A 22,266-nucleotide genomic window follows, 5' to 3' on the forward strand; every position below is an offset into this window, starting at 1 on the left:
AGTTAAATAGATCTTTTAAGGAAAAAAAACTATGGTATTAACGCCGGTAATTAAGTATGTAATGTTGTCCTGTTCCTAAAGTTCGCATCATAGATGCATTTTTTTTCTACGCGATCCTTTTGGATACTAATGATATACAAAGTATCTTTGTCCAAATCAATGTGTCATGCGTAGGTTTAAAAAATTGATCAATGAGAAACTTTTGCTTTTGGTTTCCGATAACCAAGATGAAACATTTTATCTGATTTATGAAAGGTACAAAGCAGCTTTACTTATTTTTGCGATCAAACGGGTGGGTGAGCAGGTAGGCGAAGATCTGGTGCATGATGTGTTTATTCGTATGTGGAATAACAGGTATGCTATCGACTATCAAAATGATATCAAAGCCTATCTTTTTACGGCACTTCGGCGGCGCATTATAGATTATCTTGCTAAAGAAGACAACGCAAAGGACTATTTAGAAAATTTAAAATCCTACGCCAGTGAGTTTTCATTTGACCAGGCTGACGAGCATATCCGTGTGCAGACCTTTCGAGATGCTATCTTTGCTGTACTTCGTCGTTATGGTCCGCAATATCAAGCGATACTAAGATTGCGTCTGCAAGGTTATTCCAACCCTGAGATAGCGGCTCAGCTGGGCCTTTCTGAAAAGACAGTGCGCAACCAATATTCATCTACCTTAAAAATCCTTCGCTCTAAATTTTCCTCTATTTTCCTTTTTTTATTTTTCTGAGGACAATTGCGCAATAGGGCCGTTTACCTTATTATAGTGACATAGAGGTTGGGCTATACGTTATTTTTATGAAGATCAACGATTCTATTTTTGTAAACTACCAAGCTGGAAAATGCTCCGCAGCGGAAAAGCTTGTAGTCGAACGGTGGTTAGATCAATTGGATCGTTTTCCGGAACCAGAAGATAGATCAATGTTGATGTTTTTGGAGAATTTGGACGATAGCATGCCTTTTGTCAAAAGTAGGAAAAAGAAGCCTTCGTGGAAGTGGATGGTTGCTGCATGCATCTTTTTCGTGCTGTCGACCACGATCTACCTATATTGGATCGGGAGGGCTGATCGTTACAAGGATACTGCTATTGAAGCGATTAAGGCACCTATAAAATCTAATGCCATTGTTGTGCTGCAAGATGGTACGGAATACGACCTTGATAGATTAAAGCAGAATGATACCTTAGACGTTGCGGGATATCGTATCGTCCGGACGAGTGATGATCAAATTACTTACCTAACTGATTCTACCCAGAAATCAAAAACCATCTACAATACAATCCGCACGAAAACAGGTGGGGCGGCCCAAATATTGCTTGCCGACGGTACTAAAGTATGGCTGAATACCCATAGCGAATTACGATATCCGATTTGTTTTACAGATGGTATACGAGAGGTATCGCTACGGGGCGAGGGGTATTTTGAAGTTGCGAAACAAGAACTTGGGGGTAGAAGAATGCCATTCTTTGTACGCGGTAACGCACAGACGATCCAAGTTTTGGGTACAAAATTCAATGCGGATTTTAGCATTAAAAATCAAACAGCATTACTTGAAGGTGCAGTAGCTTTCTCTGATCGCGGATCAAGTTTGGAGGAGCGCGGAAACGAACAGTTTGCGGTGCGGATAGGGCCAAACCAAGTATATGATGGGCAGAAGATTATAGAAGCCAAAGATATTGCCCGTTACGTCGATTGGAAAGAAGGTTATTTTGATCTTAATGAACTGAATGTGGAGCAAATATCCGAAAAATTAAGTGATTGGTACGGAATAGAGATCAAAGTAGATGGTAGTTTGACGCAGGTAAAGCTATTCGGTCGTGTACGGCGCGACAAAAGCCTCAAAGAAGTACTGGACTTAATGGCGCAGGTACATCCTATGGACTACGCTATGAAGAATAATTACGTACATATATCAAATAGACGAAGGAAAAACTAACAAAACCAACTTCATGAAATGGAAATTTAACCACTTTGGAAAAAGGATGGCGGATACCTTTTTGCCTAAAGATTTCAGTAGCTGTCTGTCGATTTTGGCATTGTGCGGACTACTATTATCAGGATTTATCGGTACCGTTACGGCACAGCGCATTACCCTCCACGAGAAAAAAAGTTCCATGTACTCGATCTTGGAGAAGATCCGGAAACAGGCAAATGTTGATCTTATCGGTGACTTATCCCTATTAGAAAATAGCAAGCCAATTAATATTCAGGTGGAGGACATAGATATAGAGTTGGTGTTGCGCGAAATCGCTACCGGGCAAGATGTGGATTTAATTTTCCGCAATAATACAATCTTGGTGTGCAGGAAGAAACCATTGCCTAATTCCGCGAACAAAAATCAGCTTGAACCTGCAAAGCATCAAATAAAAGAGCAGCGGCAGCTGCGTGTAGAAGGGCGTGTTAGCGATGTCGTGGGAAACCCTTTAGTTGGTGTTTCCATAAAAATTATCGGAAGGGCACGTTACGACATCCTATCTGGTGAAAATGGCCAGTTTTATGTCACGGCTAATGAACCAGTGGAGCTACTTTTTTCGATGGTTGGTTATGAAAGCCAGCAATTCAAAGTTGTTAGGGAAGAATTAATACAGGTGACCATGCGGCAAGTCGAGCATAAGATTGATGAAGCCGTCGTAACGGGTTATACGCGCGTGAGACGCGATAATTTTACAGGTGCAGCAACGATGGTGACTCGACAAGAACTTGAAAAGTTCAATTCCACGAACATCTTTACGGTGCTTCAGGCTTTAGACCCTTCTTTTAAGGTTGACGAACGGGTAAATGCTGGTTCTAACCCCAATGTGATGCCACAGATCAATATTCGCGGTGTTTCCAGCGTGGGTGAATACGCCGTAAATGCGCCCTTAATTATCATGGATGGTTTTGAAGTACCGATCACCACGTTATACGATATTGATGTTAACCGTATCGAAACCATCTCCATTTTGAAAGATGCGAGCTCCACGAGTTTATATGGTTCTCGCGGCGGGAATGGGGTGGTGGTGATTGAAACCAGATTGCCCAAAGACGGTAAATTTACGGTAAATTATGATATGAAGCCATCAGTCTCTATGGTCGACCTTTCGGATTACAACCTAATGAATGCCGCTGAGAAATTGGCGTATGAAAAATTTGCTGATCTATATACATCAAAAAGCGGCGATGCCGCCTGGGATCTAATTCAACAAGAGCACTATGATAATCTATTGGCCAAACGTGAACAGAACTTGTTGAGTGGCGTGAATACCTATTGGCTGAAACAACCGATACGAAACACACTTTCTATCAATCACAGCCTGCGGATGGAAGGTGGGGAAAATGGAGTGCGTTATAGTCTTGAAGGTGGTTACTTTGATAATAGCGGTGTAATGAAAGAATCGGGTAGGACACGCGGAAATGCAGGCTTTACGTTAATCTATCGTATGCCTAACGCCTTGACATTCCGCAATGTAGCGACCTATCTATACACCAAGGCATACGATAGCCCCTATGGTAATTTTGAGAGCTATACCTTACTCAATCCCTATGAGAAGATTTATGATGATCAGGGAAAATACAACATCCGCTTTGGGGAACTGGGCCGGTGGTATAATTGGGGAACCACAATTTTCAACCCACTTTACAACGCGGGACTGGGTTTTCGTAGTGATCAAGCAAGCCAGACCTTGCAGAACAATATGTCGATTGAATGGTTTGCATGGCCCAAATTAACGATAAGGGCGTCTGGAACTGTCGTGAGAACTAGCTCCGACATAGATAAGTATAAGTCCCCATTTCACACGGACTATACAAATATTACCGAAGCCAGTCTGAAGGGGGGGTATACGTTTGGAAACCAAAATTTCACTAAATATGAAGGACGAGTAGATCTGCAATATTCCAACAATTTCGGCCGGCATCAATTCGTTGCAAATACCGTTGCCGAGATCCGCAAACAGAATGCCGTCGGGAATCTCCATACAGTGACAGGTTATGTCGACGATCGTTTTATGACACCACAAATGGCTTTGCAGTACGCCATCGGTTCGTTGCCTACGTCAACGTCATTGCCCGTAAGGTCTGTCGGCTTTTTGGGTTCCTTATTTTACACGTACCACAATAAATATAATGTCAGTAGCACGCTCCGTTCGGACGGAGCCTCGATCTATGGAACTCAAAATCGTTTCGGAACATTTTGGAGTGCTGGTTTTTCCTATAATATGCACAACGAGGAATGGTTTAAAAATAATATCCTGTCAAGATTACGCTGGTATCTGAACGCGGGTACCTCAAGTACGGTAAGTGAATTTAACGTGGGTATGGTAAGTACGTCGTACAACTTCTTATCGGGACGTAACTATTATAGTCAGTATGCTGCAATCTACAGTGGACAGGGAAATCCGGCAGTACGCTGGCCGGAACAGCAACAACGGAGCATTGGGGCGGAGCTTGGCGTTAAAGGTGACTTCCTGAAAGTTGATGTTTCTTTTTATGATCGGATTACTAACCGTATGATATCTACCGTGAATGTCGCCCCATCGTTCGGTTTTTACGATCATAAATTTTCTCAGAATTTGGGAAAGGTGCAGAACAAAGGATTTGAGGCGATGGCTAACATGCGGATTCTAAATAATTACGCAAAAGACTTCAGCTGGTACATTTCACTCGGTGCAGTACGGAACAGAAGCCAATTGAAGGAGATATCGAATGAACTTCGCACACTGAATGAATCGCTGGTCAAGAAGGACGAAAAGGGCCATGTCATCCAGCCTTCGCAGTTTTATCAGCAGGGGCAATCGCTTGGCGTTATACGCGCAGTGCCTTCTCTTGGGATAGATCCTGCCAATGGACGCGAATTGTTCCGCGATCGGAACGGTAACGTGACCTATGTTTGGGATGCCAATAATCAACAAGTTGTTGGCAATACGGAGGCAAGTGTATTTGGAAATGTTGGAACGTCGGTCAACTTTAAAGGGCTATCGATACAAATTATTGGTAATTATTCCTTGGGTGGGGATATCTACAATCAGACACTGATGAACAAGATTGAAAACAATATTGCTTATCAGAATGCTGATCGTCGTGTATTGGAAGAACGATGGCGGCAGCCTGGGGATAAGACGAGATACAAAGCTATCGATGATCAGTCTTTTACACAACCCTCGAGCCGCTTTATACAGACCGAGTCTTACCTCCGACTTTCGACAATCAATGTCAATTATTCATTTAGTAATGTCATCCTAAATAGGTTTGCGTTGGAAAGGTTGCGGCTTAACTTCTCCATGAACGATATGTTTCGTTGGAGCACGGTACGCATGGAGCGTGGGATAAGCTATCCCTATGCCCGGGAGTTTAATTTTGGTGTAATGGTTCAATTTTAGATTATGAGAAAGTTAATATTTGCATTCGTGATGCTCGGCACATTGCCGGGCTGCGAAAAGTTCTTAAATGTGAATCCAACGGATAAAGCATATGAGGAAGACCTCTTTACCGATCGCTCAGGTTTTAATGCGGCACTTGCCGGTGTATACGAAACGTTGAATACGGACACGCTGTATGGTCGGGAAATGAAATATGGTTTCATGGAAAGTCTGGTCGGATCATATAATGTGAGTAACTCGGCCCATAGGACTTGCTGAGCGCCGGAAAATACGCGGAAGAGGTTATTGACGAATTGAAAGCAACGCGAAGCATTAGGATGGCGCTTTCCAGTGAAAATGGATCCGTTGGTAACACACGTATGCCCATGGAAAATATTTTTGCCTTATTTTCCAGTAGATTAGGAGCAAAGGTCAGCCATGTTTTTCCGCAGGCGGATGCGTCAACCACAAGTTCGACTTCACCGTTTTTATTTCCGAATTACACTTGGCTGCGAACGAATCTCTACAACAACGCCATACATGGCTCGCTCAACGACGCGCGTCTAGCCGGCTGGTTTGTGCGACCCAATACATCGTATCCCTGGAAACTTTCCAAGTACCTATTTGAGCAAAACCGTCTGCCGTCAGATGCAAACTATAGGCCTTTGTATGAGAGCAAAGTCATTGGCTTGCACACGATTTATATGATTGCAGCGGAAAACTATGCATCCATCAACCCGGAAAAGGCAATGGATTATCTAAACTTTGTCCGGAATACTAGAAATATCACCATGGATCTTACGCTGAGCACTGATATGACCCCGCAGAACATCAAGGATCTGATATTTGACGAAATGCGTAAGGAAAATATAGGCGAAGGATATTTATTCACAGAATATAAGCGCCTTTTTCGACCCATAGATCGAGTTATTCCGGTGCAGCCAACGAAAGAAATCTTTAGGCTGCCGATCCCAGCAGATGAACTGCTGTATAATCCTCAAAACTAATCAATATGAAAAGCTATTTTCTTCTCTTTTTCACTTTGCTGATATGGAGTGCATGCGATACAAACAATGGCTTGCTTGAATTTGATACCGATCAAAGCTACATTTATTTTGCCTATCCAAATGCCAATACCCGAGCGGCAGAGAGATACATGGATAGTGTCTATTACAGTTTTGCGCTGGATGCCGATCTGCAACGCAAGCAAAAGACAATCGCGGTGCCTATTCGGGTGGGTGGCATGTCAAGTTCCTATAGTCGAACTTATGCTTACATCGTGGAAGATTATTCCCGGTATGACCCCCAGACAGTGGAATTCTCTTCCCCAGTGATCGGAGCAAATAAATTCGTGGATACTTTGTTTATCAAATTTCAGCGATCCAAGCAGATGGAATCTGAGCCAACTGTACTGTATCTGCGCATGCAAGGAAATAATGAATTTGTTCCAGGGAACGTTTATAATCAAAAGCTAAAAATTATCATTGATGACATCCTAAACGAACCCCTTTGGTGGAATACTTGGAAGAACTATTTTGGGCCATATCAAAAGGAGATATTTCAACAATGGATGCAGATTTACTACTTCGGAGCAGATCCATCGCCTGACCTTACAACAGCTGCTCCCGGGCCGGTATATTATTGGAATAATATGCCTACGTCAGCTTTTTCCAGTTGGTATCCGGTGACATTTAACTATATCCAAGTGCTCAAGCAATATTTTATCGACCATCCGGTCTATCCGGAAGGCGACCGGACAAAAGAACGAATTCAATTACCTTAACAGTTACGCTCATGAACTTAAAAAGTCTAATTTATATCCTGTGCCTATTCATTCCTTTAGTTGAAGGTTGCTCCACAGATTTGGGCAATTATGACTACAAAGACATAAATGCCATTGCGATAACCGGTTTGTTGGAAAATACTCATCCCACCGGTAGGATCTATGAAATTCCGTTTCATGATACCCTCCGATTAAACCCTACAGTCACAGGTTCTTTGTCAGGTAGTGATACCAGTTTGTTGACTTTTGAATGGAAGGTGGATGCGGTGACTGTAAGTAATACAAAAAATCTTTTTTATGTAGCGAACAAACGATACGGAAAGATTTCCGCAGAATTTCGGGTTACAGATAAATCGACGGGCACGAAGACCAGCTATAGTTGCTTCTTGAATATTGTGAATCCTTATAAATGGGGCTACTATGTATTGACGCAGAACAGAGCGAAAGAGGCCTCGCTCTATTGCTTATCCAGTATTGCTAAAAAAAACTCGTTTGATAAGGTTCTGCTATCCAACTTAAATAATTTGGGAAAAAATCCGCTTTCTATCTCCGGAACGAAAAAATACGGTGCCTCGTCTTCGGACTTTTTTAATGTTTTGACCATTGCTGTTGAGGATGCTGTAAATCCCGTAGTCGTTATCGATTCCCGCGAGTTCGTCCCCACTTTACTGTACAATTCGTCAAGTTACGTAGGCGGAGGGAATTTCGTGTTTCGGCCGACTCAGGTACAGGCCGATCTCTTCCATGAGGTTATCTATGCTGTTAATGAGGGTAAGTTCCATGTGTTAAGAAAAGGTACGATTGCACTGCCAGCGTTTATCAATGATCCTTCAGATTATAAAGTAGCTCCAAATGGGATTGCTACACCACTTGGAAACGCGCGTTTTTTTATGAGCATATACGACGAAAACAATAAAAGAGTGCGTGTCTGGGATAATGGCATAACCAGCAACGAATATAATTATGTAAATGACTATGAGGGAATTGCCGGAGAGGAATTGATGAACGGAAAAACTTTTATAGCCTGTAGCTACGCAAATATTCCATCGATCAACCAGATTTATCTCTTCAGTCAGGATCGTCAATTGTATTCCTATCGTTTGGATTATGGTGCAGATTATAAACCCATTGCTTTCAGTCAGTTGGGCACTGCAGTAGCGCCAACATCCAGCCGTATTGGTTATGTTTATTTTGACGGGCGCACAAGTAGATGGTACCTGGCAGCTGGCAAGACCATTTACATGGCTTCTTACTTGGGGCTTGCATTACAAAAATACGTGCAACTCCCATCGGATGCTATCGGCGATATTGTCAAGTTCAAGATTCTTGATGGAAAAGTAATGATTGCGACAAATGATACAGCAAACGGTAAACAGGGCTCCATCTATATCTACAATGCCAATACGATGGTGTTGGAACAAGCCCACAAACATGTTGTTGACGAAATTGTTGATGTGCATTTAGGTATACTGGTAGAGTGATCAGTTGAAGGGCAAGGTATGAGTATTTGCATGACCGATAAAAATCGAATTATTAAAAAAAATATGAACTGATGATCAATATTTTTACCCCCCTATGCAATGCCATGAGGAGAGTTGCTGATTTTCCAGCTGTAGGAAATGAGAGGCTAAACATTTACACCTCAAGGATTGTTTACTAGTGTCGGCCTATATCACGAATAGTCTATGCACAACAACCTATTTCGTTAGCGCTCGGCTTTAAAAGACATAATAATTTGTAGATTTGTTTCACTTTCATTCATCATGAAATTAAGTGATCTATGCACGACGAAAAAACCAGGGAGCAGCAACGGCTGGCTGCACTGAAGTCCTACAATATCTTAGATACCGAAATCGAGTCCGATTATGAGGAACTTACTGAATTAGCTGCTGCAATTTGCGGTACGCCTATTGCACTCATCAGTTTGGTGGACGAAAATCGGCAGTGGTTTAAATCCCATAAAGGGATTGATGCAAAAGAAACGGAAAGGTCCGCTTCATTTTGCGCACATGCAATCTTAAATCCGACGGAACTGATGCAAGTAGAGGACGCAAATCAAGATCCTCGTTTTTGGAACAATCCATTGGTTACCGGCGATCCGCATATTTCGTTCTATGCCGGTATGCCATTAGTTGATGATGATGGTTTCGCGTTAGGATCGCTGTGTGTAATCGATCAGCAGCCGAGAAAGCTTAATGATACACAGCGAAACGCGCTCCAAACACTATCCAAGCAGGTCGTCAACAAATTGTTGCTAAGAAAAAGATTACGGGAACTTGAAACAGCGAACCAAAACAACATACAGCTCCACGAAAAGAGTTTAGCGAGCGAACATAGCCTACGTTTGATCATCGAGCAATCGCCAACAGCTATCATTGTATTTCGAGGTAAAAACCTGAACATTGAGGCCGTTAATCCTGCAATGCTTACACTCCTCAATCAAAAGGCGGACATCACCGGCAAGGATTTGCTGACGGTTATTCCAGAGTTGGAAGGACAACCAGCTTACGAACTATTGCACCATATTTATAGAACCGGTGAGACCGTATACCGATATGATACGCCTGTTAGCTTGAATCGTAACGGTCGTCTTGAAACTGGTTATTTCAATTTTACCTACGCACCATTGATGGATGAGGGTAAAGTTGTCGGTATTGTCGATATGGCGGTCGAAGTAACCGAACAGGTAAGCGCGCGTTTGGCCATTGAGGAAAGTGCGCATCAGATGCGCGAGATGGTACAGAACGCTGCTATGGGCATGTGTATTATCCGGGGGCAGGAGTTGGTCATCGAAATAGCCAATGAGCCTATGCTCGCAATATGGACACGTACTGCCGAACAAGTATTAGGCAAGCGTCTTACGGATATTTTTCCCGAAGTAATAGACCAGCCCTTTCCGGAGATGCTACGCAACGTGCTTCGCACCGGCGAAACATTGTCCATACCCGAACTTAGTGCAGATATTGCCGACACCGATGGGAAAATCAATAGAATATACATCGATTTTACGTATAAACCGCTGCGAAATTCGGAGGGTAAGCCACAGGCGATAATCGCGACCGTAATCGATATTACCGAAACGGTTAATGCACGCAAAAGACTGGAGGAGAATCAAATCGAACTGACACAAACGAATAGGGAACTTGGTACCGTTAACGAGGAATACATCGCACTGAATGAGGAGCTGATGGCATCCAACGAGCAACTCCTATTAGCCGAAGAAAGTTTGATCGATTTAAATGAGCGAATCAGCATTGCCATCGATGCGGGCGGATTGGGATACACCGAAGTCGACTTAACTACGGGCAACATGCTCTGCAACGACACGTTTAAGAGCTTTTATGACCGTAAGCCCAGCGATGAGTTCACTTATCCCCAGATGTTTGAAATGATGCTCCCTTCTTATCGCGAGGAAGTTAGAGCGAAGGTAATGAAAGCGAGAGAGGAGGGGTCTTTATACCATGCTGTTTACCAGATACAATGGGCTGATGGATCTCTTCATTGGATAAGCGCATACGGGCGTGCGCGTTACGATAATAACGGGAATTCCGATCGCATGGTTGCTATGGTCTCTGATGTTACCGAGCAGAAGGAAGCACAGCAAGCCATAGAGAAATTAAATGAGGAGCTGCAGCAAGCATTAGCACATGCGAAGGCAAGTGAAGAGCGGATGAACACGGCAATCTCCGCCGCCGATATGGGGACTTGGTTTATCAATCTGGAGTCTAATGAAATGGTCGTCACAGAGCGTACAAAAGAACTCTTCGGTTTCCATGCACAGGATCGTATCACGCTTGAGGACTGTATGTCCCAAATTGCACAGACACATCGTCAAGATGTGATGGAGGCAATCCAAGCTACAATAACCGATGGCATACCCTATAATGTGGAATATCCAATTGTCGGATTTCACGATCAGCAGATACGATGGGTCAAGGCAATAGGGAAGCGATATACAACGATTGGTAGCAGTCCCGTCAGCCATTTTTCAGGTACAGTTATGGATATTACCGCTCGCAAGGCAAACGATCAACTGAAACAAGATTTTATCGGAATCGTAAGTCATGAAATGCGCTCACCATTGACTTCTTTAAAAGGTTACGTGCAGATTCTCGGCGCGAAATCCCAAAAAGCAAATGATGGCTTTTCTTCAGAAATGGCGACCAAGGCTGTTCGCCAGATAGATCGTATGGCCACACTGATCAGTGGCTTTTTAGATGTGGCCCGTGTGGAAGAAGGCAAGATCTACTTTAACAAAACCAGCTTTGACTTGCGCGAGTTGATCGTGCGAGTTGAAGAAGAATCGCAGGTGACCATTCAAACCCACCAAATTGTCTTCAGCGCGAGCGAAAGTGCATATGTGAAAGCCGACTACGACAAGATTGAACAAGTGGTTCTTAATTTTATCAATAACGCCGTAAAGTATTCCAGTAAAGATAGCACGATCCACGTTTCCTGTAGCAACCACGAGGGGAAAACGCGCGTGCGTGTCAAAGACCAAGGTATGGGAATATCATTGAAAGATCAAGCCCATGTATTTGAGCGATTTTATCGCGTAGTAGGAAGCCACACTGAAAATATAAGTGGCTTTGGCATCGGCCTTTATTTATGTCGGGAGATCATAGAAGGACATGGGGGCAAGATCGGTGTAGAAAGTGTGCCCGGCCAAGGGAGCGTATTTTGGTTCGAGTTAACGTTGCTAGCTGGTCAATCTTCACCCGAGTAGACCTTACCGCTCCCCACCGACGCCTTTGCTACTCATTTCGATTTTCTCAATCAACCCTGTATTGCCATAGGTAAGTGGTTCTACGCATACTGCCCTGCTGTAACTGCCTCCGTCGGGATTGATACTGCCGTTGTGGTAGAAAAAATACCAGTTATTCCGAAATTCCTGAATGGCAGGGTGGGTAGTATTGCTATTCCCAGCAATCTCGCTCAAAAGACCTTTGTAGTGATAGGGGCCTTCAAAAGCGTCGGCCATCGCGTATGCAATTTTTTCTGGAAATTCGGTAGCATAACTTAGGTAGTATTTGCCAGCCCGCTTGTGGATCCAAGGTGCTTCGGTGAACTCGAAGCCAGGGAAGTGGATTGTTTTTATCGGTCCTTCTATTTCCAGCATATTTTCTTTGAGCCGAGCGTAGTAGCACACTTTGTTCCCCCAGATAATCCAAGCCTGTTCATCATCATCTATAAATATGGCCGGATCTATGCAGCGCCAGGAATGCGTTGCACCGAAGCAATCGTCGTTGGTAAGGAGCGGTTTTCCGAGCGCATCTTTGAAGGGGCCTTCTGGACGTTCAGCTACCGCCACGCCTATTCCGGATCCATTTGTACTGATATACCAATAGTATTTATCGCCTCGTTTTACAACGTGTCCGGCATAAGCATCGCCCGTCTTATCCCATTTAAAATCGGTTATTCGTAAAGGCGTTGGATAGTGCGTCCAATTAACCATATCTTTTGTCGAGAAAACACACCAATCTTTCATACGATATCCGCGTTGGTTTCCCTCGTAGTCGTGCCCTGTATACAGCCATAGCGTACCGCCATCGACCAAGGTCGCTGGATCAGCGGTGTACACATGCGTAAAGAGTGGGTTGCCAGTGGATCGAAATGTGTAGGTATCACCTTTCTCCTCCGGTACGAGTAAGGTATACGGAACGCCAGACCATCGATCATGTAGTGCTCTTGCTTCTGCTTTTGTGATACCGATGACACTGCCATGCCGCGGATGGAATGGCGTTTGGAGGGGTCTCGGTTTTTGGGAAAAAGCATACAGATCATTGCTACGCTGGAATTCGTAGCGACCATCGCTGTATAAATCATACATCAGTGTATACTCCTCTGTATTGTTTAGCTTGAAGACACTCGATCCCTCCACAACGACTGAGGTATCTGCGTATGCATCTATATATTGAAAGTCCTCGACATAAGGACCCCACAATGACTTACTGGTAGCCTGTTGTATGCCGTTCTTAATCTCCCTGCCTTGCTCGTCTTTTGTATTTCCTTTATAAAAAAAATGGTAAATACCGTCTTTAACACAAATATCGCCATCGATACCTCCAAATTTGGGACTGAAAATAAGTTTTGGCACACTTTCGAAACCCGAAAAATCTTCATTGGCATATGCTGCATAGAAGTCCAGATCATTATTGTGATGAAATCTTACCGTAAAATAGACGAGATATTTTCCTACTTGCGCGTCGTAAAGCGTTTGCGGTGCCCAAACCCATTTTACATTAGAGAATTCTTCTGGATACAACTTCGCCAAATCTATAACACAGTGCTTCCAATCCAAAAGATTGGACGAGTGCATCAGAACAATGCCGGGATTGCTTTCCCATCCATTTTTCATGGTATTCATATCGGTGGCTACCAGGTAGTAGTTTCCGGGATGTTCCCCCCGAAGGATATGCGGATCACGTATCCCACCGCTCGATGCGATCTCTTGCGAGGGAATGATAGGTTTATTGCTGTTAAGCGCTGTCCAGTGGATAGCGTCGGCACTGCAAGCAAAGCGCAACTGTTCTTGCGTTTCCTTATCTCCAGCACCCTCAAAGTACGCAAAAAGATAGCCGCACAGATCGTCTGGCTGACGCTGACCAACTGCATGGTAAGGAATAGTATAAAAAAGAATAACAATTAAGTAACTTAATCGGAGCCAATGTATGTTTCTTGTTTTCATCATGAACAATTTTGAGGAATATCGTTTATCATCGGTAAAAGCAAAAGTTCGAGACCTGCCTTCTTCTCAACAAATGTAAAAAATACATTTATTAAAATGATGTTGTCCGGGCAAATTTACTATTGCCATTAGTCGTATTTTTTCGCTGCAGCAAAGCAGATACGATTGGTTAACTTTATCGGATACACACTTTTTAAAACACCGTATATCATGTTTTTATATCAAATTATAGGCGCCATAAGGCGAATCGTAAACCTCAATAGGCAATCTCGCACGAATCGTTTAATTTTCCATTATTGACGGAAACAAAGAGGAGCCAATACGCTATATACAGAAATTCTGCTCGGCCATCTGCATTTGCCGCGCCGAAATAGCTTTGAGGGATATACGATGGTGTTTTTCTTGCGGAGATACCGTATCTTGTCATCGCAAATCGATGGCGATCACGTCCAACTGTTAGCAGTTGCTTGCGTTTGCGTGTTTGACTTTTACCCTTTTATAAATTTTACACTAGAAAATATGGTGAAATACATGTTGTTGGTGGCAATTCCGCTGTTGCATATCCTGCAGATATCTGCACAGGATATGCCCTATATGCCGCACGGTGAAGATTGGAAAAATAAGATTAGCGGGCAGTACGGTCATTTAGAGGGTATTGCCTTATTTGAAGATGGTACATTTTTGCTTTATGGCTATGCCACCTTGGTTTACGGAACATACGTGCGAGAAGCAGCGCATCTTAATTTTACCACCAACAAATCCGATACCCTTTCTGTATTTGCCCACTGCAATCCCGCGTCGCTTGGCAAATCGACCATGGTTTTTAGCGGATTTGAAGAAAGCGATAATTTTGTGCAATTTGATGATGAACAACCAAAGCGGGTGTTTAATGAGAACGCCAATTGCTTCGATAGCCCGTTTGTTTACGTGTCGCCGATAATACCTTCCATGGTGAAAATATTCAGCGTATCGGATCGCGAAGACACCAAAGCCTACACTTGGCTTTTTTCCAATGCTCAGCAGGAGTTCAATGAATTTTTCTTTATGCATAGGCCTCCAAAACCAGAGTATGAAGATTTTTTCGGGCAGTTCTTTAAAGATGAGGATGGAAAACTAAATATCCAACTGTCCAATTACGGTGGTGAAAAGGGTTACAAACGGGCTTTTGATAGTGTCGAAAATGAGGAGTGGAATGAAATCGTAGCCATCAAGCAGCAGGTTTCCCAAGCATATGACTATCAGGGCGATTACTTCGTGAATGCGGCATATGCCACCTTCGCTGAGGTTGATTTGTCACAATATGTCTATCAAGAAAGTAGTAACGCGTACATCAAATCAAATCAGGAAGATTACGGTGCGTATGGCGAGCAAAACCGCTATAACGATGATCGTGTTTTGCGGAAGCTGGAGCGCATATCCCTATCTGCAGGAACTGCGGCTGCTTTATCGGAAGATAACACGCTAGCAGGTAGCCTGTTCTATACGACATGTGAAGAACCCGAAAAATCCTATAAAAGTCCGCAGGCTACGATGGATCGGTACGATCCCGTTTTGCCGGCACCTACCACAATACCTCCGGTGCCAATCACGGATAAAGCTGAACCACGAAAAGCGAGCAGTAGATAGCATGTGGTTCACATGGAGCCGGAACGCTCAGCGAATTTAATATAGATACGATTACATCATTATTTCATTTCTTTTATCACTTGTATCATGATGGCTTTTAAACACGCCTTGTTAATTCTCCTTGCGATACTGGGGTTACCTTATGCTCAAGGACAAGAGGTTCTTCTTCCGGAAGTGTTGGACGTAAAGCAACTATTATTTGACGGTAAATTGCAGCGATTCTTTCTTGTGCAGGAATTTGAGGCTCATTTTCATCAGCCTGATAGTACGGCCTTACTGGTCGATGTGCAGCCATGCAATTATATTTTCGAATATGAAGACGGTAGCAAAGATGCAGACGATGCATATTGGTACAAGGATCGATCTCGTTTTGAGCGAAGTAGGGAGAGGATGGCCGTAGATGAATTTTGGTTTACAAAAGATCATTTCATACTATACAATGGGATCCGACTCGATGCCGCAACAACCTTTTCGGAGCTGGCTGAGCTTTTTCCTAAGGCCGCGAATATGCTGGCTGAGCTCGATGCCTATGGCGGAGAGAAGCTGCAGGTCCTCACTTTTCGAGAAGATGAAAAAAATATTTCTGACGGAAAAATTCGTCTTTTTCTGAAAGATGGAAAGCTTTATTTCATCCAATGGTGGTTTCCCTGTTAGTGGCGTATATCTTTGTTCATCAAAAAGTGAAATTTTAAAAAAATAAGCTACATTAGAAGAAATGTTGATTGGCTTCTGCAGCATAGTGGCTGCAACGAGCGCCATACCTGCAGTCGATAGTATGCAGCCATCCTGGTGCGCATCCATCGGCGAAAGACCGAAAAGCACAGCCTTTACAAAAAAAAATACGACACCTATGGGCTTTGGAAAATTGAAGATTAGCGGATGATAAAAGTATTGATTATAGAGGATGAGCCCGCCGTGCGTGAAGAAATTACGTATTTGGTGCAGCAAGAAGCCGGCCTTGAACTGATCGGCTGGAGCGATAATGTTGGCGATGCATCAACCTTGTTGGAGCAAAATCCGCCCGATATTGTGCTCATGGATATTCAGCTCCGTGATGGTACCGCGTTCGACGTCTTGAATCGACTTAAAAGTATTCCGCAGCATATCATTTTCATTACCGCCTACAATCAATTTGCCATTAAGGCGATCAAATATGGTGCGCTCGATTACCTGTTAAAGCCCATTGACCAGACCGAACTGCAGGAGGCACTCAATCGCTACAGGCGTCGACAAAATGATAACCCGCAATGGATGCAGCAGCTATCCGTTGCGCAGCAGGCCATTGAACAACAGGTACTACCCGAAAGCATTGCCCTAAATTCGATCAACAACATCCGGATTATACCTGTTCAGGATATTTTATACTGCAAAGGGGACGGCCCCTATACCCATTTCCATTTGCGGAACGGAAAAGTTGAGTTGACCTCTAAACCGCTCAAGTATTTTGAGGAATTGCTGCCCTGCCCGTATTTTTTAAGGACCCACCAGTCGTATTTGGTGAATCGAAAGTATATCGCCAGTGTACAGCGATCCGAATGTTTAGTGCTGGAAAACGACATCGAAATCCCGATCTCCCTACGGAGAAAAAACTTTATTATTACACAACTATCCCTAGCGAAGTAATGCATAGATTCCTCTACAGTATTGTCCTATGTGCCTGCTCCATGCAAGCTTGTAACGATTATTCCGTGGTTTCGTCTCAAACTGCCTCATCTTTGAGCGCACGCATTCTGGCCTTGGAAAATACACCTGTAACGTCGTCAAACTATGATTCGCTAAAGAGCGCGTGGGACGCTTATTACCACAACCCATCCTTGCCAAACGACACTGTTTCCTACGCCAAAGTCGCCTATCAATTGGCTAGATTGCACGGCATGCGGGGGGGCGACTCTGCGGCTTTTTTTGTCAAAAAGGCATTAGACTATATCGAACCGACAAAAGGGAATCTAGACGAGAAAGCATTGGTGTACAATGGAATGGGCAATATCTTGAGTTTGCAATCGAAATCGCATCAAGCGGGATATTACTATAATCAAGCCGCCGGAATTGTTCTTTCCGACAGTTTGTTAGGACTTTCTGCCGAAGCTAAATCCGTCATGCTGCTATCTGCCGCGCAAAGCAATAACAGCACCTATCAACTCTCGCTCGCGGAGCGGATGATTCGGCTGGCGATGCCTATTTGCGATTCCCTGCCAGTGGGACACGTCGGCCACCAGCGGGTGCTTGTGCAAATGATCCAGACCCTTCGGGCGCTCAAACAACCAGCAGATAGCATCGCTCCCTATTTGCTTAAACTGGAGGCCCTCCACCGGCGCTATCCGCAGCAATACAATCCGGCATACCTGTACGAGTCGAAGATGTTTTATTTTGAAAAAACCTATCAAACGGATTCGTTATTGCGTTATCAACTTCTCAAGACCAATTTAGATCAGGACATATTCCAAGCGGGCAAAGCGCACCCTACCGATGTCAACAATTTATTTTTGGATTACTGTAATGTAGCTACAACCTATCTCGTATTAAACAACACCGAACTAGCGGGTAAATATCTCGCAAAAGCAGCCGCAATAAAGAAAGAGCATCCCGATAAGCACGTCAGCCAAAACGACGTATACTACCAAAAGGCGGTCGCAACTTTGTGCGAGAAAACAGGACGTTACGATGAGGCCATAGCGCTACTGAATCAAACCATGGATCTAAAGGAAGATATCTATCAAGAGCAAAACACGCAGGCCGTCGCCGAGATGCAAGCGCTGTATCAGCTGCAAGCGAAAGATAAATCCATCCAGACGCTGCATGAAAACATGAAGATCAACGCATTACAACTGCAGCAGAACCGCCTGTGGCTGATTATTTCCGTGTTGACTTTGATCTTGCTGGCCTTGGCAATTTTCCTGCTATACTACAGACAGCAGCAACGCCGAATGCGGTCGGAAAAGGAGAAAGTTGTGTTGCAACAGCAACTGCTGCGCACACAAATGGAACCGCATTTTATCTTTAATACCCTCTCGGCACTCCAAAGTTTTGTACGGTTGGATCAGAAGGAACGTGCCATTAAATACCTCAACCGCTTCAGTAGGTTGCTGCGTACCAGCTTAGAATTGAGTCGGGAGCAGTTTGTGCCATTGGATGAAGAGGTTGAAACGTTGGATAACTACCTAAGCTTGCAACAGATGCGTTTTGACCAAGCATTTACCTATACGATCACGGTGCCAGAAGAGCAGGATTTAACAGCCATTATGGTGCCCCCCATGTTGATACAGCCTTTTGTAGAGAATGCCATTCTCCATGGGATCGATATGGAAACCGGAAGCGCTCATATCGCGATAGCCTTTGTGTTCGATCTGAATGAGGTATTGGAAGTGAAGATTAGCGATAGTGGCAAAAAGGCTGCGATAGGGGTCAGGCCAGATCATCGTTCGTTGTCGAGCACCATAAGCCGCGAGCGATTGAGTTTGCTCGGCAAAAAAGCAAAGCTGAAAACCGTCTCTGCCGCCCATGGGGGAACAGTAGTTTTTTTGAACATTCCGATTAGCGGTCAATCTATCTAAGCAGCACGATGCCGTATTTCTCAAAACTGCTGTGTTTTGTGTTTCTACAACCGTGTCATGCTATGCAGAATACAAGACAAATTTATCGCAAGCCGTTTTCTTCAGATCTTGATCAATGATCCTTATATTTTAATAAGTTGCAGTATTGATAGGTAAAAATGTTTAACTTACGGAAGTTACCGTTTAGTAAGTCGACCGCGGCCAACTGACTATGCCTAGAATATCGATCAGCCCGAGGATCTATTGTTAATCGAAAAAATTAATAGGGAAGAGTACGTGAAAGATTTGTCGTTATTTTTAACTAGCATTCCTGCCACGCTAAGATGGATGCTTTTACCGATATGTTGTCTAATTGGCACAAACGCCTTCACACAGCAAGTGGAAGCGCTACCAAATTGGATATCCGCCAACGACCCTGCTTCCAATAAGACAAGTACTTGGATTGCATTTCGAAGGGATGTCTTTTTCAAGAAAAAACCACGTAATGCATTGACGAGGATCGCTGCCGACACAAAATATTGGCTGTGGATCAACGGTGAACTCGTGGTTTTTGAAGGTGGGCTTAAAAGGGGTCCCAATCCTAACGACAGTTACGGCGACACGATCGACCTCGAACCATACCTGAAGAAGGGCAACAATAAAATTGCCATTTTGTTGTGGCATTTCGGAAAAGATGGGTTTTCCCACGTAAACAGTGGTAAATCTGGGCTGCTTTTTCATTTGCGGACCGATGAGAACGACCTTATCAGCGATCAGCGTTGGCTGTCAAGCGTGCACTCCGCTTATCAACTAGCCGATAATCCTGCTCCAAATTACCGTCTACCTGAATCCAACATCCGGTTCGATGCTCAAAAGGATATAGCCGACTGGTAGATACAATCCATAAACGACTTGCCGGGATTCGAGGCGTCAAGCGTGCTGGGCAGACTGGGTGACGCGCCATGGGGCAAATTAATAGACCGACCCGTGCCGCAATGGAAGAATTTCGGCTTAAAATCCGCTCGATTTACGCGTAAAGTTGGCAACGATATGGATACCGTTGTCGCGAATCTGCCTTATAATATGCAAATGACACCAATAATCGATGTGTTTTGTCGTACTGGGGGTAGTAAAATCTATATCAATACCGACCACAGCGTGGCTGGCGGGACCTCCAATATTAGGGCGGAGTATGTGACCAAAAAAGGCGCCCAGTATTACGAATCATTAGGGTGGATGAATGGTGAAAAACTGATGCTATTTGTGCCCAAAGGTGTAACGGTTCGCGCGATTAAGTACCGTGAAACGGGTTATGATAGCGAGCCGATCGGTTATTTTACGTGCAATGATCCTTTTCTCAATCGCTATTGGAAGAAGGCATCAAGGACGTTATATGTAAATATGCGCGACAATTTTTTTGACTGTCCAGATCGTGAGCGGGCTCAATGGTGGGGGGATGTTGTCTTATTGATGGGAGAGGCTTTCTACACTTATTCCCCTACATTGCATGCGCTTATGCGAAAAGCAATGGACGAGCTTTGTAATTGGCAGCGCGAAAGTGGCGAGCTTCATGCTCCTGTACCCGGAAATTTCAATCAGGAGCTGCCCGACCAGATGCTTGCAAGCATTGGTAACTATGGATTTTGGAATTATTACATGCAAACGGGAGATTCCGCACAGATTAGCAAGGTTTACCCTGCTGTAAAACGATACTTGGAACTATGGCGAACGGATCAAACTGGTCTAACGATACTGCGAGAAGGAGACTGGTTGTGGGGCGACTGGGGCGAGCACAAGGATGTTCGTCTGATCATGGCTGCTTGGCATTACATGGCACTGGATGCCGCGGCTAAGATGGCCAACATGTTAGGGCAAGGAGATGATGCAAAACATTACGGGGAAATGAGGACGCAGATAAAAAGTGGTTTTAACCGCTGCTGGAATGGCGAAGCCTATCGTGATCCATCTATATGCTGGGGCCACTGATGATCGAGCGCAGGCGCTAGCCGTCGTTGCTGACATTGCAGATAGCACCAAATATGAGCCGGTTTTGCGATGTTTGAAATCGCAGCGCCATGCCAGTCCGTACATGGAAAAATATGTAATGGAAGCTCTTTTTAAAATGGGCGAAGGTCAATTCGGGCTTCAAAGGGCAAAGGATCGATTTAAGGAGATGGTTGATGATCCCGATCGTACGACATTGTATGAGGGGTGGGGAGTTGGTGAACGTGGGTTTGGCGGAGGAACGACTAACCATGCATGGAGCGGAGGAGGACAGATCGTTCTTACGGAATACTTATTTGGCCTGAAGCCTTTGGCGCCCGGCTACACTACGTTTCTTCTCCAGCCTCAGCCCGCCGGCCTTAAATCAGGCAAACTGACTATACCAACCGTAAAAGGATTTATAACGGTATCTTTCAACAACGATAAGCAGGGCTTCAAGCTGCGATTACATATTCCCAAAGGTTGTACGGCTATCGTAAAATTGCCTAAAGGCCACTCAATTTATGTGAACAAAAAAATTAGGGCAAATTCCGAAGACGACAGCGAAACTGCTGGGTTTGTAACATTCGAATTGAACGAAGGGAAACATCAGGTATCACGAGATCTCGCTATTTAGTGATGGGTTAGTATGCAGCTAACCGCATCGAAATGATGCGACCATCCTGCAGTCTTTGTCCCGAATACCAATTTCCGAACCCTTAGCAAACCACATATTTTATTATTGTTATGTCAATTCCGAGATACCACAAACATACCATGCAGAAACAACTTTTGCTATGGTTCTTGTCGCTAACGACCTTTTTTCCGACAGTTTCCATCGCTTCCAAGCTGAGCATTGTCAACCTGCGAACCGAGTATACCTCCACACCGCTGGGCTTGGATGTTTCAAATCCGGAATTTTCTTGGCAAATGCAAAGTGAGCGTCGCGGCGCTCGTCAAAGAGCTTTTCGAATCGTAGTCGTTAATGAACAGGGGATCGTGGTGTGGATACAAACAAGGTAACTAATGCAGAATCAATAGGTATCCGTTACCAAGGCTCTTCCTTAAAGCCCAGAACGGCGAAAGATGTCAGTTGTATCAGCCTTGGAAGTAGGAAAATACAAGCTATCCGTACAATTCGGTATAAGGGGCAAGAAAATGGTAAATCTGTATTTATCTTCCCCGCTGGCAAATATAGTGTCAGCATACAGCAGTAGCTTTGCAAATAGTTGATGCCTTTTTAACACCGTAAATAATCTTAATAGAATCGCCTATTTCTTTACAAAATTTTCTGTATCAAACTGGATTGTCGGTTCGA

At 44.1% G+C, this 22,266-nt stretch carries 17 protein-coding genes; 16 read left to right on the forward strand and 1 reads right to left on the reverse strand.

All coding sequences use genetic code 11. From position 1 onward, the window contains the following. The first annotated feature begins 166 nt into the window (after nucleotides 1-166). The 8 genes from IE165_RS09670 to IE165_RS09705 all read left to right on the forward strand — a co-directional run bounded on the left by IE165_RS09670 (nucleotide 167) and on the right by IE165_RS09705 (nucleotide 11,847). Nucleotides 167-733, forward strand: a complete 567-nt coding sequence (locus IE165_RS09670) for a sigma-70 family RNA polymerase sigma factor (RefSeq protein ID WP_189626406.1) — start codon at nucleotides 167-169, stop codon at nucleotides 731-733. Between the two features lie 68 nt (nucleotides 734-801). Beyond that, nucleotides 802-1,938 carry a FecR family protein gene (locus tag IE165_RS09675; protein WP_189626407.1) on the forward strand — a complete coding sequence of 379 codons (1,137 nt, stop codon included), beginning with the start codon at nucleotides 802-804 and terminating at the stop codon, nucleotides 1,936-1,938. 13 nt (nucleotides 1,939-1,951) lie between these two features. Beyond that, nucleotides 1,952-5,359, forward strand: coding sequence for a SusC/RagA family TonB-linked outer membrane protein (locus IE165_RS09680; protein ID WP_189626408.1), 3,408 nt, complete (start codon nucleotides 1,952-1,954; stop codon nucleotides 5,357-5,359). Nucleotides 5,360-5,362: 3 nt separating this feature from the next. Next, nucleotides 5,363-5,617, forward strand: coding sequence for a hypothetical protein (locus IE165_RS09685; RefSeq protein ID WP_189626409.1), 255 nt, complete (start codon nucleotides 5,363-5,365; stop codon nucleotides 5,615-5,617). A gap of 107 nt (nucleotides 5,618-5,724) precedes the next feature. Further along, nucleotides 5,725-6,345: a RagB/SusD family nutrient uptake outer membrane protein gene (locus tag IE165_RS09690; protein WP_189626410.1), complete on the forward strand. Its 621-nt coding sequence runs from the start codon at nucleotides 5,725-5,727 to the stop codon at nucleotides 6,343-6,345. A 5-nt stretch (nucleotides 6,346-6,350) separates the two neighbouring features. Next, entirely contained in the window at nucleotides 6,351-7,121 is a 771-nt protein-coding gene (locus tag IE165_RS09695; protein WP_189626411.1) for a DUF4843 domain-containing protein, read from the forward strand. Nucleotides 7,122-7,132: 11 nt separating this feature from the next. After that, nucleotides 7,133-8,602 carry a PKD-like family lipoprotein gene (locus tag IE165_RS09700; RefSeq protein WP_189626412.1) on the forward strand — a complete coding sequence of 490 codons (1,470 nt, stop codon included), beginning with the start codon at nucleotides 7,133-7,135 and terminating at the stop codon, nucleotides 8,600-8,602. 299 nt (nucleotides 8,603-8,901) lie between these two features. Beyond that, nucleotides 8,902-11,847: a PAS domain S-box protein gene (locus tag IE165_RS09705; RefSeq protein ID WP_189626413.1), complete on the forward strand. Its 2,946-nt coding sequence runs from the start codon at nucleotides 8,902-8,904 to the stop codon at nucleotides 11,845-11,847. Nucleotides 11,848-11,850: 3 nt separating this feature from the next. Here IE165_RS09705 and IE165_RS09710 read toward each other — a convergent pair whose 3' ends face one another. Beyond that, nucleotides 11,851-13,812: a family 43 glycosylhydrolase gene (locus IE165_RS09710; protein WP_229826489.1), complete on the reverse strand. Its 1,962-nt coding sequence runs from the start codon at nucleotides 13,810-13,812 to the stop codon at nucleotides 11,851-11,853. 516 nt (nucleotides 13,813-14,328) lie between these two features. Here IE165_RS09710 and IE165_RS09715 point away from each other — a divergent pair. From IE165_RS09715 to IE165_RS09750, 8 genes are all read left to right on the forward strand, one after another. Beyond that, the gene (locus IE165_RS09715) at nucleotides 14,329-15,435 is read left to right on the forward strand and encodes a hypothetical protein (RefSeq protein WP_189626414.1); all 1,107 of its coding nucleotides are present in this window, start codon (nucleotides 14,329-14,331) and stop codon (nucleotides 15,433-15,435) included. Nucleotides 15,436-15,522: 87 nt separating this feature from the next. Continuing rightward, entirely contained in the window at nucleotides 15,523-16,089 is a 567-nt protein-coding gene (locus tag IE165_RS09720) for a hypothetical protein (RefSeq protein ID WP_189626415.1), read from the forward strand. Between the two features lie 225 nt (nucleotides 16,090-16,314). Then, nucleotides 16,315-17,058 carry a LytR/AlgR family response regulator transcription factor gene (locus IE165_RS09725; protein ID WP_189626416.1) on the forward strand — a complete coding sequence of 248 codons (744 nt, stop codon included), beginning with the start codon at nucleotides 16,315-16,317 and terminating at the stop codon, nucleotides 17,056-17,058. Nucleotides 17,059-17,150: 92 nt separating this feature from the next. After that, nucleotides 17,151-18,986: a histidine kinase gene (locus IE165_RS09730; RefSeq protein ID WP_229826490.1), complete on the forward strand. Its 1,836-nt coding sequence runs from the start codon at nucleotides 17,151-17,153 to the stop codon at nucleotides 18,984-18,986. Nucleotides 18,987-19,313: 327 nt separating this feature from the next. Next, nucleotides 19,314-19,859: a hypothetical protein gene (locus IE165_RS09735; protein WP_189626418.1), complete on the forward strand. Its 546-nt coding sequence runs from the start codon at nucleotides 19,314-19,316 to the stop codon at nucleotides 19,857-19,859. Nucleotides 19,860-19,877: 18 nt separating this feature from the next. Beyond that, on the forward strand, nucleotides 19,878-20,951 hold the full coding sequence (locus IE165_RS09740) for an alpha-L-rhamnosidase-related protein (protein WP_189626419.1): 1,074 nt from the start codon (nucleotides 19,878-19,880) through the stop codon (nucleotides 20,949-20,951). Beyond that, nucleotides 20,908-21,585, forward strand: coding sequence for an alpha-L-rhamnosidase C-terminal domain-containing protein (locus tag IE165_RS09745; RefSeq protein WP_189626420.1), 678 nt, complete (start codon nucleotides 20,908-20,910; stop codon nucleotides 21,583-21,585). The genes IE165_RS09740 and IE165_RS09745 overlap by 44 nt, the downstream gene beginning before the upstream one ends. 140 nt (nucleotides 21,586-21,725) lie before the next feature. Further along, nucleotides 21,726-21,971, forward strand: a complete 246-nt coding sequence (locus IE165_RS09750; protein ID WP_189626421.1) for a glycoside hydrolase family 78 protein — start codon at nucleotides 21,726-21,728, stop codon at nucleotides 21,969-21,971. The last annotated feature ends 295 nt before the right edge of the window (nucleotides 21,972-22,266 follow it).

This window comes from Sphingobacterium griseoflavum (genome assembly GCF_014653155.1).
Lineage (GTDB): Bacteria > Bacteroidota > Bacteroidia > Sphingobacteriales > Sphingobacteriaceae > Sphingobacterium > Sphingobacterium griseoflavum.

What these genes read in the sequence shown, in the direction of transcription:
- IE165_RS09700 (WP_189626412.1), top strand. Translation starts at nt 7,133, where the DNA reads ATGAACTTAAAAAGTCTAATTTATATCCTGTGCCTATTCATTCCTTTA.
- IE165_RS09680 (WP_189626408.1), top strand. Translation starts at nt 1,952, where the DNA reads ATGAAATGGAAATTTAACCACTTTGGAAAAAGGATGGCGGATACCTTT.
- IE165_RS09720 (WP_189626415.1), top strand. Translation starts at nt 15,523, where the DNA reads ATGATGGCTTTTAAACACGCCTTGTTAATTCTCCTTGCGATACTGGGG.
- IE165_RS09710 (WP_229826489.1), bottom strand. Translation starts at nt 13,812, where the DNA reads ATGATGAAAACAAGAAACATACATTGGCTCCGATTAAGTTACTTAATT.
- IE165_RS09715 (WP_189626414.1), top strand. Translation starts at nt 14,329, where the DNA reads ATGGTGAAATACATGTTGTTGGTGGCAATTCCGCTGTTGCATATCCTG.
- IE165_RS09670 (WP_189626406.1), top strand. Translation starts at nt 167, where the DNA reads ATGCGTAGGTTTAAAAAATTGATCAATGAGAAACTTTTGCTTTTGGTT.
- IE165_RS09750 (WP_189626421.1), top strand. Translation starts at nt 21,726, where the DNA reads ATGCAGAAACAACTTTTGCTATGGTTCTTGTCGCTAACGACCTTTTTT.
- IE165_RS09735 (WP_189626418.1), top strand. Translation starts at nt 19,314, where the DNA reads ATGCTTTTACCGATATGTTGTCTAATTGGCACAAACGCCTTCACACAG.
- IE165_RS09685 (WP_189626409.1), top strand. Translation starts at nt 5,363, where the DNA reads ATGAGAAAGTTAATATTTGCATTCGTGATGCTCGGCACATTGCCGGGC.
- IE165_RS09745 (WP_189626420.1), top strand. Translation starts at nt 20,908, where the DNA reads ATGGCGAAGCCTATCGTGATCCATCTATATGCTGGGGCCACTGATGAT.
- IE165_RS09695 (WP_189626411.1), top strand. Translation starts at nt 6,351, where the DNA reads ATGAAAAGCTATTTTCTTCTCTTTTTCACTTTGCTGATATGGAGTGCA.
- IE165_RS09690 (WP_189626410.1), top strand. Translation starts at nt 5,725, where the DNA reads ATGGAAAATATTTTTGCCTTATTTTCCAGTAGATTAGGAGCAAAGGTC.
- IE165_RS09705 (WP_189626413.1), top strand. Translation starts at nt 8,902, where the DNA reads ATGCACGACGAAAAAACCAGGGAGCAGCAACGGCTGGCTGCACTGAAG.
- IE165_RS09675 (WP_189626407.1), top strand. Translation starts at nt 802, where the DNA reads ATGAAGATCAACGATTCTATTTTTGTAAACTACCAAGCTGGAAAATGC.
- IE165_RS09725 (WP_189626416.1), top strand. Translation starts at nt 16,315, where the DNA reads ATGATAAAAGTATTGATTATAGAGGATGAGCCCGCCGTGCGTGAAGAA.